The 14,655-nt window shown below is 49.1% G+C and carries 11 protein-coding genes; 6 read left to right on the plus strand and 5 right to left on the minus strand.

Annotated elements, in window-relative coordinates; translation table 11 throughout:
- Positions 1-91: 91 nt before the first annotated feature.
- The 3 genes from ACUTVW_RS18900 to ACUTVW_RS18910 are packed head-to-tail and all read left to right on the plus strand — an operon-like array spanning position 92 to position 3,469.
- A complete protein-coding gene (locus ACUTVW_RS18900) occupies positions 92-1,471 on the plus strand; it encodes a DEAD/DEAH box helicase (RefSeq protein WP_445647191.1) in 1,380 nt (459 codons plus the stop codon).
- A gap of 25 nt (positions 1,472-1,496) precedes the next feature.
- Entirely contained in the window at positions 1,497-2,249 is a 753-nt protein-coding gene (locus ACUTVW_RS18905; RefSeq protein WP_434749577.1) for an ABC transporter ATP-binding protein, read from the plus strand.
- A 2-nt stretch (positions 2,250-2,251) separates the two neighbouring features.
- Positions 2,252-3,469, plus strand: a complete 1,218-nt coding sequence (locus ACUTVW_RS18910; protein ID WP_445647192.1) for an ABC transporter permease — start codon at positions 2,252-2,254, stop codon at positions 3,467-3,469.
- A gap of 157 nt (positions 3,470-3,626) precedes the next feature.
- On the opposite strand, the gene ACUTVW_RS18915 is transcribed toward ACUTVW_RS18910, so the two are convergent.
- The 3 genes from ACUTVW_RS18915 to ACUTVW_RS18925 form a co-directional block, all read right to left on the minus strand.
- Positions 3,627-3,752 (minus strand): sporulation protein YjcZ, encoded by a 126-nt coding sequence (locus ACUTVW_RS18915; protein ID WP_192895109.1) that lies wholly within the window; start codon positions 3,750-3,752, stop codon positions 3,627-3,629.
- Positions 3,753-4,051: 299 nt separating this feature from the next.
- On the minus strand, positions 4,052-5,350 hold the full coding sequence (locus ACUTVW_RS18920; protein ID WP_445647193.1) for an aminotransferase class I/II-fold pyridoxal phosphate-dependent enzyme: 1,299 nt from the start codon (positions 5,348-5,350) through the stop codon (positions 4,052-4,054).
- A 167-nt stretch (positions 5,351-5,517) separates the two neighbouring features.
- Positions 5,518-6,135 carry a pyridoxamine 5'-phosphate oxidase family protein gene (locus tag ACUTVW_RS18925; RefSeq protein ID WP_445647194.1) on the minus strand — a complete coding sequence of 206 codons (618 nt, stop codon included), beginning with the start codon at positions 6,133-6,135 and terminating at the stop codon, positions 5,518-5,520.
- Between the two features lie 268 nt (positions 6,136-6,403).
- Here ACUTVW_RS18925 and pdxR point away from each other — a divergent pair, with 268 nt between their 5' ends.
- A complete protein-coding gene (pdxR, locus tag ACUTVW_RS18930; protein WP_445647195.1) occupies positions 6,404-7,861 on the plus strand; it encodes a MocR-like pyridoxine biosynthesis transcription factor PdxR in 1,458 nt (485 codons plus the stop codon).
- Between the two features lie 60 nt (positions 7,862-7,921).
- The gene (locus tag ACUTVW_RS18935) at positions 7,922-8,707 is read left to right on the plus strand and encodes a helix-turn-helix domain-containing protein (RefSeq protein ID WP_445647196.1); all 786 of its coding nucleotides are present in this window, start codon (positions 7,922-7,924) and stop codon (positions 8,705-8,707) included.
- Positions 8,708-9,141: 434 nt separating this feature from the next.
- Here the strand turns inward: ACUTVW_RS18935 and asd are convergent, their stop codons facing one another.
- Together asd and ACUTVW_RS18945 are read right to left on the minus strand one after the other, a co-directional pair.
- Positions 9,142-9,936 carry an archaetidylserine decarboxylase gene (asd, locus tag ACUTVW_RS18940; protein ID WP_445647197.1) on the minus strand — a complete coding sequence of 265 codons (795 nt, stop codon included), beginning with the start codon at positions 9,934-9,936 and terminating at the stop codon, positions 9,142-9,144.
- Between the two features lie 84 nt (positions 9,937-10,020).
- Entirely contained in the window at positions 10,021-11,259 is a 1,239-nt protein-coding gene (locus ACUTVW_RS18945) for a YheC/YheD family endospore coat-associated protein (RefSeq protein WP_445647198.1), read from the minus strand.
- A gap of 239 nt (positions 11,260-11,498) precedes the next feature.
- Between ACUTVW_RS18945 and ACUTVW_RS18950 the strand changes: the two genes are divergently transcribed.
- Positions 11,499-14,655 (plus strand): hypothetical protein (locus tag ACUTVW_RS18950; RefSeq protein ID WP_445647199.1); only part of this gene is annotated, 3,157 nt, incomplete at its 3' end.

Here is a 14,655-nt window from a genome sequence, read left to right on the forward strand (position 1 = left end):
GATTTGGTACGCAGGCTTTTTTCGCATATAATGAAAGGTAATGTGATGACAGGCTTTGTTTTAATACGAATAAATTTAAAGGATGGAATACATGACGAATCAAACTTTTGCATCAATAGGCGTGGAACAGGATCTGGAGGCGCTGCTGGCTCAGCATGGCATTAACGAACCTTCACCGGTACAGGCGCAGACCATTCCGGTTATTTTGGAAGGCAAGGATGTGGTGTCCAAGTCTCAGACGGGGACAGGCAAAACGCTGGCCTATCTGCTGCCACTATTACAATCCATCAAGAGTGAAATTAAAGGAACCCAGAAACTGATTATTGCGCCAACCCAGGAACTTGCGATGCAGATTGTACGTGAGGCACAGCGTTACGGCGCGGAGCGGGGCATCGGAGTACAAGGTCTGATTGGCGGTGCAGCTGTGAAACGTCAGATCGAAAAATTGCGTGAGCATCCAGAACTTGTTGTGGGTACGCCAGGACGACTGAAGGAACTCATTACACTCAAAAAGTTAAAAATGCACAACATATCCACTATTGTTATCGATGAAGCGGATCAGGTGTTCCAGCTCGGCGGCGTAAGTGATGTGGAATTTGTGTTGAAAAGTGCATTGCGTGACCGTCAGTTAATCTTCCTGTCCGCAACCATTGATGAGCATACGGCTACACTCGCCAAGCGCGAGATGAAAGAGCCTGTGCAGATTGGCATCGAACCGGATCGCGCAACGGCTGCCGGACTTGAACATTATTACTTTGTAGAAGAGGGACGTAACAAGATTGATATGCTGCGTCGTCTGGTTCGACAATATAACCCGGATCGTGCCATTGTATTTGTGAATGCAACAGAGGACATCGGTGAGGTAGAAGCAAAAATGAACCACTTGGGGCTGAATGCGGCTGCGCTGTACGGGGATGCCGACAAGGTAACTCGCAGCAACGTACTGGCTGCCTTCCGTAATGGCAAAATCCAATTGCTGATTGCCTCCGAGGTGGCAGCGAGAGGACTCGATATCGAAGGCTTGCCGATGGTCATCAACTACGACCCTGCCTTTGACTCAGAGCATTACGTTCATCGCGCTGGCCGGACAGGCCGGATGGGGCGCTCAGGTATCGTGCTGTCCATCGTTGATGAAACGCAAATTTTCATTATGCGTAAATTCGCACGGGAACTCGGCATCGAATTGCAGGAGCGTACTCTCTTCGGCGGCAAAGTTTTGGAGGCTGATCCACGGCCGGATACTCGCCCGGAAGGACATTCGTTCTCCCGAAAACCTGGACAGTCCCGGGATCGCAAACCAGCTCAAGGGAGCCGGAAACCGGGCACGAGAGCAACCATTTCGAATGCGAGTCAACGTCCTGCAGGCGGCAAGCCAAGTGGTAATGGAGGCCGCACAGGTAGCGACCAGAATCGCAAAAACAAGGGAGCACCCAAGTGGAGCAAAGACAGAGCACCGCGCTCTGAGGAATAATCGGATGAAAGGGGTGCAGGGATAGATGGAGAACGTTCAATCGCCTGTGCTGCAAATCAGCGGGCTTAGCGGAGGTTACAGTGCCAAAAGACCGGTGCTTCATGGCGTTGATCTGGAAGTCGGACGCGGAGAAATGGTCGGACTGATCGGATTAAATGGTGCTGGCAAGAGTACAACCATGAAACATATCCTGGGCCTAATGACTCCGCAGCAGGGAGAAGTTCGGGTCATGGGCAAAAAACGGGATGAGGATGCGCAGATCTACCAATCTGCGATGGCCTTTGTACCGGAATCTCCCGAGTTATATGATGAAATGACTGTTATGGAACATCTGGAGTTCACAGCAAGGGCATATAATGTGTCTGAGGCTGATTTTAAACAAAGAACAGAGAAGCTGCTGAACTTGTTCCGCATGAATGAGAAAAGTACAAGCCTGTCCACACACCTGTCCAAAGGGATGAGGCAGAAGGTTATGATTATGTGTGCTTTTGTCGCAGGCCCACCGCTCTACATTATCGATGAGCCGTTTCTGGGACTTGACCCGCTGGGCATTCGCTCCCTGCTTGATTTTATGCTGGAGATGAAAGCCGCCGGGTCTTCCATTCTGCTGAGTTCGCACATTTTGTCCACGATTGAAAATTATTGTGACCGTTTTGTTGTATTACATCGTGGACATGTCATTGCACAAGGAACACTGAATGAATTGCGTACACAGTTCGGAGAGCCTGACACAACGCTGGAGCACATGTTCTATTCCCTCGTGCAAGGCAGGGATTAAGTATGGATCTCAAGCTGTTATGGAAGCAACGTCGGACAGGTTTCTGGAATGGAATTCTCCCTTATGTGGGTTATGTCATCCAGAGCGGTGTAGCGATGGTCTTTTTGTTTCTCGTCATCGCTTTCTCGGCCTGGTATACATCATTTGTACAGAATATTCCCGCGGGATTTCCAGTTCGCTGGATTGCTCTATTGCTGCTGGCTCCGCTTGCGCTGTTTAGCAGCTATCGTACATATCTGCTTCCGGCAGATATTGTTTTCCTAAGGCCGCAGGAGTACCGGATGCAGGATTATTTAAAAAACAGCTTTGTTCGAGGCGTCATTTATAAAATGCTGGGGCTTCTGTTTGTATTTATTACACTGTGGCCGCTCTATGTAAGAGCAGATACAGCTGCCAAGCCGCTGGGCTGGTCCATTCTGTTTCTGGTGTTATGGAAAGTGCTGTCCAGTTACGGTGCGTGGCAAGAACTGAGAATGGTTCAGGCTGGAGCATCAAAGGGATATCGGGTGCTTCGTTGGGCTTTGGCTATCCTTGCCGTTGCAGCTTGGCTATGGCAGCCGCCGCTACGGAGTCTCTGGTTCCTGTTGCTGCTTGCCGCTGTTTATATCGTTGCACTGCGTGTGCCTGTTAAACATCGAGTTGCTTGGGAACGTCTGATTCAAGTGGAGCAGACACAGGCGGGCAGAGTGATGCGCACATTAGGCTGGTTTGTAGATGTGCCGTCGTCCGGACAGAAAGTAAATTCCCGCCGTTGGCTCAGCAAATGGGGGAACGGCCTTCCATGGAATGCAGGACAGGCCTACCGGTATCTCATGACCAAAACATTTATTCGAACGGAAGTATTTACAATTGTTCTGCGTTTAGTCATTCTTGGTATGCTGCTGTCCTGGTGGACGGCGGGCAGTTACTTCGGAATTGGGGTTTATCTGTTCTTCCTGCTGCTTGCAGGCATTCAACTCGGGGTGCTGCGGCGTAGTCATAGTGAGTCCTTCTGGGTCATGATCTACCCGATCTCAGGGGAGAGCAGGCGATCACAGGTACTCGGTTATATCTTCCAACTGCATGCCATAGCTGCATTGCTCATGTGGCTGCCGATGCTCGCGGCAGGAATGGAAGGACTGAGTATAACAGGCATTGCTCTTCTACTCGGTATACTGGTCATTGTGCTGATGCGTCGTTCGCAGGGCAGCAAATGGCTCAAAGAAGAAGAGGATGAGTAGAGCCGACTCATGCCAAGCCGCTGTGCTTATCCATCGCAGGTGAATGAGTCTTAGGCATAATATAAAGAAGGGTATTTCGGGCTGTATCCCGAAATACCCTTCTTTTTGATGTGTGATGTAAACTCATGATGTCATGCGAGTGAATGGTGAAGGCATACTAACACAGAAACGATTTTGTGATGATCACGAGCAGGATGAACAGTACGAGAATGGCACCAATGTTTGTGAATCCTCCAACGCCACAATATCCGTATCCGCCTCTTGTATCTTCAACTTGGGACATGGGTCATACCCCTTTCGAGTGATGGTTTGGCACGCCCTTGCGTACATCGTATATTATGTGCCATAAGGTTAGGCTGATTGGGCCTTTGCCCGTACGTCCGTGTTTTGGGCATTTGTCTGGAAGAAGAGACAGTTACGCTAGTGGAAGCAGAACGAGGTACGCAATAGTGATGTTTCTGACCTTGTAAATGTAGATGGAATAGACCAAAGAACCCTTTGGGACACATTAGCTTTCGCCTTGTGCTCCAAAGGGTTCTATTCTTGAGACCGTCTATGTGAGATCGTTATATTACCTGTATATTAAGTCGTTTGCAGATCCTGCACGCCGCGATAGATGGTATCGAACAACTCTTCCAAATCACTTTCTTCAATACATGAGAAGGCAATCCGCAGATCGGATTCACCAAGTGCGATCGTACCTACACCATATTGGTGCAGAAGATGACTGCGAAGTGCTTCAGCACCCACTTGTTTCAGCTTCAGACACATGAAGTAACCGGAGTTGAATGGATAATAATCCCATACTTCTCCATACTTGCTGCTGTCGAGAATCGCTTTGACTTTGTTGGCGCGGCCTTTCATAATCTCGAACTTTTCCTGTTTCTGTGCTTCAAACTCCGGTGCTTTCAGCGCATCCAGAACAAATGTCTGTGAAGGATGTGGCCCGCTGGAGATGGTTGCACGGATGATACCGAGCGTTTTCTGTTCCAATGCATGCAGTACAGCAGCATCCTCGTGTGCAAACGTAATGAATCCAACGCGGAAGCCCCATACGAATTCTTCTTTGGTTGCTCCGTCAATCTTCACCGTTAATACCCGCGGATGAATATTGGCAAGCTTACCAAAAAGAGACTCGTGAATAGAATCTTCGAAGAACAGACCAAAGTATGCATCATCCGTAACAACAACGACATTAACGCCAGCTTCTGCGGCTTGATGAATGGCATCTACAATAGCATCTGCCTCTGCGCCCCCTGGTGTGTAACCTGTCGGGTTGTTCGGGAAGTTAAGCAGAACGATGGCTTTGCCTTTGTCCTTCTGCGCCAGCAAGGCCTGAAGTAGCCCGTTGCTGTTAAAGTTCAATTGATTATCAAACAATGGATAATGAATCAATTGGCCATGGCGACGAATTCCGAAAGTCAGCTCGTAATTCTCCCAGTTTTTATCCGGATATATAACAGCGTCCCCTTCTTCAGTGAACAGGTCGGCTACGATACTGAGTCCATGAGTCAGTGCATTGGTTACAATCGGGTTACCGAAAGATTTACCTTCAAGAGAAGGGGTTTCTCTCAGCATCTTCTCTCTCCAAACGGTGCGCAATTCAGGTTTGCCTGCAGGCGGCGCATAAGGATACAGATCCTTCGGCTGGAATGCGGACAACTTCTCCTGAATCACCGGAAGATGCATCGGCACACCACCCTCCAAGGCGATACCAATCGTGGCATTATAGGTCTTGGCCAGGCTTGCTGCTTCAGCAGATTGACTTAAGATACCTTCTTTAGGAAAATAAATTTCTTTGCCGAGTTGTGACAGCATGGAGTAGACGTGGCTGCTGCCGGCCTGAATACTTTCGTTCAACTGTTCAGCCAGTGGATTCATTCTTTTCATCCTTCCAAGTCTTTGTGATTCACTGCCTAACATTATATCACCTTGACATGGCTCCGTCACGGAAATTACGCAATATGACAGTTATATCACTTCACCGCGTTGTTGTGCAGGTTGGAAATGTAGCATTAGCATGAATCTCAGGGCTGGATCAGACGACTTTACTGCTGGTGGAACGGGCAATATTTTCGCATCATTTCAACGGTTTCTTGATCCCGACCTTCGTTGCGTTTATGCAGTTCACCGCTAAGATGGTCAAATCGTTCAGGGGTTAAATTCTGCCCGAATTTAAACTTGGCATGAATTCTCTCCGGTACGATTCGAACGACAGCAACAGCTTTAAGCCTCCCCGTATAACGAGAATCTTCCGCATCTATCGGTACATAACCGCCTTGTGGCTGGAGTTTTTCCATAAAGCGCTGCAGCACTTTGCCTTTAAGCTCAAGCTCATTCACAGGCTCTGCCTGACCGGAAGCCATCACACTTTTGAAAAAGGATGTTGCAGGACAAGCCAGTTCAGGATCGCTAAAATAAGAAGGAATCAGCGAAAACTCCTCTGCCACAGTAAAGCTTACGGACGAATTCTGTTTGATCTGTCTCATTTTCTCGCCGGCCAGACTTCCATGAAAGTAGAAGCAACCATCCATATATACAAAATTCAGCGGTGTCACTCTCGGTTCTCCATCCGGACTGACGGTACCCAAAAAGCCGAAGGAGCATTGATCCAGAAACGTGATCATTTCCTGTTCTTCGTCTATTGAAAATTCTTTGCGTCTCATGTCATTTCCCCCATTATTTTAGAGAGTGTTAGCACATGTCTGAATGTCAAAAATAGTAGAACATAAACATGTGAGAAAATGTATTGTGTATTGCGGTGTTGTTTTTCCTGGAGATAACCATAAAACAAATATTGACACCAAAATAGATCCAATTTACATTCATTTTTATAGGCCAATTCGGATGAGAGGTCACAGTTAGTTAAAAGTGAGGATTTGGAAAGGGTGAAAGAAAGGTCAAGAAGAAGCGTTAACGAAGGGGGAGAATCACATGGAATTGTGGCTACCACTTGATTCGTACGAGCTTCAGCACCGCTACAAATATCAGGCGTTATATCATGCACTGCGGGATGCGATTCATTCGGGTACACTGGGGGCGGGAATACGTCTGCCGTCCACACGTATCCTGGCTAGACAGTATGACATGTCGCGCGGCTCTGTAGCTCAGGTATACGATATGCTGCTTGCGGACGGGTATGTCCGTGCTTTTCCGGGGAAAGGAACCTATGTTACGGAATCTTTGTCGGCCCATGATAACGATCAAAGCGAAGCGGTGTTGTCTTTATCTCCATGGGGAGAGCGTCTGCGTACATTAACGGCGGAACACAAGCGTTCCCGCGAAGAGATTCAACCGGCACATGCTTCCGTTATTAATTTTCGGATGCAGCGTTTGCTGGCAGAACATTTTCCCGTAGCTGAGTGGAAGAGTGCACTTGCTTCAGTCCACCGCAGCGGCTGGCGAGAGCCGGACGGTGCTGCAGGTGATTCGGAGCTACGGGAAGCGATTGCCGCACATCTTCGCTGGACACGCGGCATTCAGGCAGACTCTTCCCAAATCGTACTCTTCAGTGGATCGATACAAGGTATCACCCTGCTGTCCCAGTTGCTGATTACAGAGGGGAGCCCTGTGGTTCTGGAGAGTCCGGGTTATCAAGGGATTGTACATGCAGTCAGATCCTGCGGGGGTCAGGTGATTCCAGCAGAAGTGGATGAAGGAGGCATCATCCCGCAAGACTGGCAGGCTCAGACGTTGTTTGTCACGCCGACTCGGCAATTCCCGACCGGAGCGGTGTTAGGGCTGGAACGAAGAAGGTCGCTTCTGGCCTGGGCATCCAAACGAAATGCCGTTATTGTCGAAGATGACTATGACAGTGAGTTCCGTTGGGGCGGACGGCCAATTGAACCGCTCAAGGTGCTTGACCGTGAGCAGCGAGTGATCTACATCGGTTCCTTCTCCCAAACGATGCCCGCTTCGTTCAGGCTGGGTTATGCGGTATTGCCACGCAGTCTGGTGGAGCCACTGCTCGCTGCCAAGGCTTTGTATGAACCGGTATCGCCCGCGCTGCTGGAACAACGTGCACTAGCCAGGTTCATGACAAGAGGAGGCTATATGCGGCATTTGCGGAGATTAACCCGTTTATACGGGGAGCGACATGATTTTTTTGTGGAGGAGATGAAGCGCTGTATGCCGCAGGCGTTCACCATGCAGCCAGGGGATGCCGGGCTTACAATCTATGCGGTCTGGAACGGGGATCCTTCGAGTTATGAACAGTTTACCAAAGGGATTCATGAGCAGGGAGTATGGTTCCGTGATGTAGAACAGTACCGGTTAATACCGGGGAATTCCGCCATATGTTTCGGGTTTGCCCATCTGGATAAAACGGAGATCCGCGAAGGCATACAGCGAATGAGAACGGTGTGGGAGAAGTGTACATTTTCGTTTCAGTGAATTCCGCTGTATAATGGGAGAAGTGTGTAAAGAGATTAACTGTCAAGGGGGAGTGGCGACATGCTGCAGGCATCGCCATCATCATTTGTAATTTTGCCCGCTGTCGCTAAAATAGTCTGTGAACCGGGCTGGAAATGGCAGAAGCGGGAAAAACCGATGCAAAATTATGATTTATTTTACGTGTGGAGCGGTGAAGGCACGGTGATTTTGAACGATCAGCCTTACGAGGTTGGCAAAGGAAGTTGTTTTCTGTTTCGACCGGGAGATCATACCAGTGCAACGCATAACAGACAGAAACCACTTGTGCTGACGTATATTCACTTTGATGTGGACGGGCCGGTTGCGGAAGTGCCCCAGTCTTACCGCGAAGTGCAGGAGACGGTGGAGTTCGAGCATTTGCTGGCACGATATGTGAGGTTGTTTTTATCGGATGTGTATGGACGGGATGAAGAGAGCAAGCTGATTCTGAAGCAGTTGATGATTCATTTGCTGCGTACGGATACGGAAGAGCCTGTAGAGAAAAAGGTAAGTAACCAGCTATCCGATGTGATTCAGGAGGTGGCGAATTATGTTCGTCAGCATCCCGGAATAACCCATCGCGTAGAAGATCTGGCCGCACGGGCCGGTCTGTCACCGCGTTACTTTTCCATCAAGTTCAAGGAACTGGTCGGATCATCTGTACAATCCTATATTATTCGTATGCGCATTGAGCGGGCAGAGCATCTTCTGGTGCATACCGGCATGAATGTGACCGAAGTTGCAGATGCACTGGGGTATCGAGATATCTTTTTCTTCAGCCGTCAGTTCAAGCAGTACACGGGCAAAAGTCCGTCAGAGATTCGTTAGTGACACATCAGATATTCGGTTCCAACTCATCACAGCGTTTCAATGCTGGATAGCCAGGGTAAGTAACTAGCATTCCAGATGAGCTTATAAGGAGGAGCATGTGATGATGAACGGAAAACGACGGGTTCGAAGCCGCAGAAATTCCATCAAAGGATGCAGCATTTTTCGGAAACGTCTGCGCAGGCTGAAACCGGTTGAAGAACTGCAAGATGTATGGTTCTAACGCTTGAAGATATGTTTTTAACGTTTAGTGAACTGACTATTCAGGCGAAGTGAAACTCCGCCATGCATATATACATGAAATGATGTTTAGCGCAGTAGCTCAGAATAGTAACATTTCATATCATGAACATGAAAAATAAGACATGAATAAAAGAGGATGGCGTAACACCTGATTGCAGGTGCTGCACCATCCTCTTTATTTTCCTATGATGTTACGGACGTTTGGGTTTCAATCGACCAAGTAAGGCTCCCATCTTAACCGAGTCTCCGGGTTTGAGATCAGGGAGCGGTTCGAAGGTATCGGTTTGCATAAGCAGCACAACGGTAGAGCCGAACTCAAAATAGGCGAGATCATCTCCCTGAGCCCAAGCTTTGGTGTCAACATCCGCATATTGAATACTGCTGACGTTCATTGCTCCGACTTTGACGACAGCAACTTCACCATAATCATGCTCAATATACGTAATGAGCCGTTCATTGCGGCTGAGCACCGATTTCATATGGGTGAGTCCAAAATCATTCACAGGATACACTTTACCTTTGATATGTTCGCTCTCCATCTTGCGACCGCTGACAGGTGCATGAATGCGGTGATAGTCACGCGGGCTGAGATAGAGCACAAAACCATAACCATGCTTGTACTTCTCCAGATGTGGAGAGTGGTTTAATAATTCAGCGAGTGTATAGTTTTGTCCCTTTACATTCAGAATCGTTCCTGCGGAGATCGGGCAAGCTGCCGTGATTTTGGCATCGACAGGGCTGATCAAGGCATGTTCCGAAAGGTCCAGCGGGCGCATCCCGGGTTTTAATTTGCGAGTGAAGAAATCATTCAGGGAACGATATTCTTTCCAATCTTTCTCGGCTTCCTGCACAGGGATGTTGTAGGTCCGGACAAAATAAGGGATAAACGCCTTGCTTCCCCGGCTTTTGGAGAAAGCTCCCACGGTCCGGGAGATCCATTTGCGCGAAGAAAGCTCAGTCATTAATCGCAACAGCGTTTTTGCCATGAATATCCCCCTTAGGGTTAATACAAACTTCAAGGCCGCAAAAGCGGCCATTCTGCATAATATTGACACAAATCACGAATGAAATCAATACAATCCACGATCATAGGTTTGGGGCTGCCTTGGAATGCTGGAGTTGTGATTGATCAGCAGACGTCCGTACGCGATTGGTTTGTTATATGTCATCTGCCAATGTTCCTGCATGCCAGCCTTACGAAAGCCGTATCGCTGATCCCTGCCATTGCATTCAATAAAGTATATTCCTCCGTTGTGGGTCACGCCGAGGTCGAGGCCAAGATCAGCCAGATGAGGCAAGTTGGAAGCCAGCGTTTGAGCAATACGAAGGGCAACCATCGTTATTCGGGCTTGCAGCTGGAACAGCTCGGTACTCGGTTCAGCCAGACTAAGTGCTCCACCAACAGTCATGACTTTGCCGCCTTGCGCGATGTTTGTGACAAACGTATGCGCCGGAGCTGCCTTGGCAAACATGCCCGTGACGCTCCATAACCCATCTCCTCCTCGCTGCACGGATACTCTCAGATCCACAGGCCTTCCCTCATACCGGATGAGCGGAATGCGCTCTTCAATCAGATAAGCATGGCGGAATATCCGCCGAAGCGTAGCGGAAGGCCATTGTCCCCGGTTCAACTTGAAGGTGGCCCAGCCTTTGCGTGATGCTCTGGTTTCACAGGTTAGTTTCCAATTTCCGTCATGCTGGAACAGCCGCATAATGCCATGACCAATGCTGCCGCTGCACGGTTTAATGACGAGATCCTTATAATGTTCCATCATGTAAGCGAGCGATTCGGGAGTTGCTTTGACTGCGTGAGGCAGATGATCTCTTAAAAAAGGGTCTTGCCGCAGCATATCATGCACATGATCCTTGCGATAGCGATTACGCACGTTGTATACCTGGATACCTTGTAGCAGCAGGCGGGTAATTTGTCGCTGCTCCGTACCGCGAAGCTGGAGAGAACGGTTATGGATCACGGAAGGAAGCGGCATACGCCCGCGGACGTATCGACCTTCTTTTTTCACATAAGCCAGGCATGTCTTGCGATCCAAATCGATATCCTCCAGCCGTAAAAAGCAAGGCGTTAATCCGTGGCAAGCTGCAGCCTGCTCATAATTGGCGAGTGATTCCTGACCGGTCCTTCCGGCCGGTATCCCCCGGTACATGCGTGAATCGAACATAATACCGATCGTTTCTTGGAGCATGACCGTTCCTCCTTCATGGTTATCGCGACCATCCATCTTTTTCTCAGCACGCCGGCCTGTCAATGCATGGCACAACATCGCGATAACGCAGACCGTGTGCAGATGCATTTCTATGCATCCGTTTATGCTCAGACACCATATCCTATGAAAGGAGCGGAAATGGGGCGTGGACAGCCGCCTTGTCTCTTGGTTTCGTACAGCCTATTTACGTCAGGACAGATATAACTTTAACCTGAATAGGCATGTATATGATCAAGGATGCGCAAAAGTAGGGTCAGAAAAGTGGCAGATGCCCAGCTCAAAGCATATGATGCCGGAGATGAACGTTAGGGGAAGGAGCTGGCCTCATGAGTAAAAAAGGCAAAAAAAAGGTTGTGACGCCTAAACTACGTCATATCAGTCCCAAATTCAGGGAACTGGATCTGATGGATCGGCGACTGGAATTCAGCAAGCCGGAAAAAACAGTGAAAAAAGAGGAGGTTTCGACTTCGGATAGAGCTGCCTCGAAGGAAGTTATTGCTGATACCGCAGTAACATCCGAACAAATCACGTCCGATTCATTCATTAATAAACCCGATGTGGTTGCGGAAGTGCAAGATGTGGAGCAGAAGCAAAAGCAGGATCAGAACCAGAACCAGAACCAGGTGCAGGAGCAACAAAGTTCCTCATTAAATGCAGAAAAGAATAGTGTGGAAAAGGAAAGCGCAGAAAAAGAGCTTCAGATCAGAAGCATTGCTCACCTTCCATTGAAAGAACAGGATAACCCAAGCCGTCTAACAGGCAAGCAGCGTCTTGAACAATTAAACCAGAACCAGATGCCAGGCTATGAAGGGCAGTATATTTATACAGATGACCTCAGTGAGTTTGCTGTCACGGAAAGTAAGCTGGCTCCTTTTTCGGTGGACGCCTCCAAGTTGAAATCAGGTGCTGTAGGAAGTGAGGCTCTTCAGGATTACGCAGTAACGAGCATTCATATTGCGGACGGTGCAATTGTTTCGGCTAAGCTGGCGGAGGCTTCGATTGCAGAAGAACATCTGATTGACGGCTCTGTATCAGGTCACAAAATCAGAAATGCATCCATCGCCGGAGACAAAATTCGGGATGGGAGCATTACCTCACAGAAGCTAGGCAATCAGGTCATTGATGCAGCTAAAATAGCGGATGGCTCGATCGGCACAAGGCATCTGAGTCGCTTGCTCGTCACAGAGGAATTAATCCAGAATCAAGCTGTTACTGGTGAAAAAATCGCGATTAGCGGGATCGAGACCCGTCATTTAGCAGGTGGGGCTGTCCATACCTCGAAACTGGCGGATGATGCGGTCACCAGTGCCAAGATTCGTGATGGAGCGGTGACAGGCAGCAAGATTGAAGAGCAATCGATTGATGCGCGCCATATTCAGGCCGGTTCGGTGAAACAGTCTCATTTGGCCGAAGGTTCCGTTGGACGTAATCAATTGCTGGCAAGCAGCATCGGAAGTGAACAGATTGAGGATGGCTCGATTCATACACGGCATATTGCCGAACATGCCTTGAATGGACGACATCTGGTGGATGGTTCGATCGGATCCGTACAGATTCGAGCTGCTGCTGTAGGCAGCGAGCAGATCGGCAATGCCGAAATCGGCAGTGAACATCTGGTCGATGGAGCCATCATCAGCAGTAAGCTGGCGGATCAATCGGTGGGAACAGCTAAATTGCTGGAGCAGGCAGTGACGGCTTCGAAACTGGCAGATCAAAGCGTTGTCGCTTCCAAAATATCAGACGAAGCTGTGCTTGGGAAACATCTGGCCAAAGGTTCGATTCGTGGAGAACATATTGCCAATCGGGGCATTACACCGGTTCATGTTGATAATGGTGCTATACATTCCATACATCTGGCGAGTGGGAGCATCGAGACAACACATCTATCCGAGGGAAGTGTATCTGCGGATGCGCTGGCTTCAGGTGTTGTACTGGAAAAACATCTGGCCGAATCTTCTGTTGGATCATTCCAATTGCAGGATGAAGCAGTCACAACTGCAAAGCTGGCATCAGAGAGTGTAACGGCTGATAAACTCGCTCCAAGTGCGGTTACAAGCAAAGCTATAGCCTCAGGTACGGTCAATTCATCCCATCTGGCAAAAGCAGCGGTATCAACTGCTCATCTGGCTCCCGGAAGTGTTGATTCCGAAGCACTAAGGCCGTATGCAGTGAAAGCCGAGCACCTGACAGAGCATGCCGTAGGTGCGCCTCACCTGCAACCAGGTAGCGTTCAGACGGATGCCATATCACGTGCGGCAATCACTACGGACAAAATAGCTCCGGGTAGTGTGACTTCAGCACAGATGGCGGGGGGTTCGATCTTTCCACCACACCTTACAGATCATGCTGTGACATCACCTAAACTTTCGCCGGAGAGTGTCTCCACGGATAAGCTGGCTGATCTGTCGGTCACCTCGGCTAAGTTGGCTGACGGCAGTATTACTTCTACTAAAATTATGGCTGAAAGCATTGTTGCCAAACATATCCCTGCTGAAACGATTCGTGGATATCACCTGAAGCAGCATACGATCTCGCTGGAGCATCTGTCCGATGAGGTGCGTACGCCAGAATTATTCGCAAATGGCAGTATCCCTGGTAGCAAGCTTCGTCAAAGAACAGTGACGACAGAACATCTGGCCACCGACTCGGTATCTGGCGAGGAATTACAGTACGGGGCAGTGGGCAGCGAACATCTGCAACGATCATCCGTTGATTCCATACATCTTGCGGACGGCAGTATAAAATCAGATCATTTGGCTGCGCAGACTGTGAGTGGTACTCATCTGAAAGAAGAGGTCATTCGCAGTGAGCATATTACCGAGCAGGCGATATCTTCCAATCATCTGATAGCCGGAGCGGTGCAGACAGAACATTTGTCTCCACTCTGCATAACAGAAGCACATCTGCAGCCAGGGCTGATCAGCGGACTACATCTGCAGGGGGAATCCCTGGGCGCTTCACACCTACAGCAAGGTGCAGTTCAATCTCGTCATATCCAGGATGGGGCTGTTTTCTCCCACCACATTCAGGAGCGGAGTATAGGAACGGAACATCTGGAGGAAGAGTCTGTCCGTTCCGTCATTTTACAAGATGGTGCAGTTACGGCTTCCAAACTGGCGGATGGTAGTGTTAATGGAAGTAAACTGACTGAAGGTGCGGTATCAAGTAGTCATATCACCGAAGAGAGCGTGCAGTCTGTTCATATCGCGGAAGATGCAATCCAGGCGAATCATATTGCGGATAGCAGTATCACGTCAAGCCATCTGAGTGAAGAAGCTGTAAGCACAGCTCATCTGCAAGATGGTGCAGTTACGGCTTCCAAACTGGCGGATGGTAGTGTGGACGGCAGTAAACTGACCGGAGGTGCGGTATCAAGTAGTCATATCACCGAAGAGAGCGTGCAATCCGTTCATATCGCGGAAGGTGCAATCCAGGCGAATCATATTGCGGATAGCAGTATCACGTCAAGCCATCTGAGTGAAG

This window comes from Paenibacillus sp. TSA_86.1 (genome assembly GCF_052691815.1).

What these genes read in the sequence shown, in the direction of transcription:
- ACUTVW_RS18900 (WP_445647191.1), top strand. Translation starts at nt 92, where the DNA reads ATGACGAATCAAACTTTTGCATCAATAGGCGTGGAACAGGATCTGGAG.
- ACUTVW_RS18905 (WP_434749577.1), top strand. Translation starts at nt 1,497, where the DNA reads ATGGAGAACGTTCAATCGCCTGTGCTGCAAATCAGCGGGCTTAGCGGA.
- ACUTVW_RS18910 (WP_445647192.1), top strand. Translation starts at nt 2,252, where the DNA reads ATGGATCTCAAGCTGTTATGGAAGCAACGTCGGACAGGTTTCTGGAAT.
- ACUTVW_RS18915 (WP_192895109.1), bottom strand. Translation starts at nt 3,752, where the DNA reads ATGTCCCAAGTTGAAGATACAAGAGGCGGATACGGATATTGTGGCGTT.
- ACUTVW_RS18920 (WP_445647193.1), bottom strand. Translation starts at nt 5,350, where the DNA reads ATGAATCCACTGGCTGAACAGTTGAACGAAAGTATTCAGGCCGGCAGC.
- ACUTVW_RS18925 (WP_445647194.1), bottom strand. Translation starts at nt 6,135, where the DNA reads ATGAGACGCAAAGAATTTTCAATAGACGAAGAACAGGAAATGATCACG.
- pdxR (WP_445647195.1), top strand. Translation starts at nt 6,404, where the DNA reads ATGGAATTGTGGCTACCACTTGATTCGTACGAGCTTCAGCACCGCTAC.
- ACUTVW_RS18935 (WP_445647196.1), top strand. Translation starts at nt 7,922, where the DNA reads ATGCTGCAGGCATCGCCATCATCATTTGTAATTTTGCCCGCTGTCGCT.
- asd (WP_445647197.1), bottom strand. Translation starts at nt 9,936, where the DNA reads ATGGCAAAAACGCTGTTGCGATTAATGACTGAGCTTTCTTCGCGCAAA.
- ACUTVW_RS18945 (WP_445647198.1), bottom strand. Translation starts at nt 11,259, where the DNA reads ATGCATCTGCACACGGTCTGCGTTATCGCGATGTTGTGCCATGCATTG.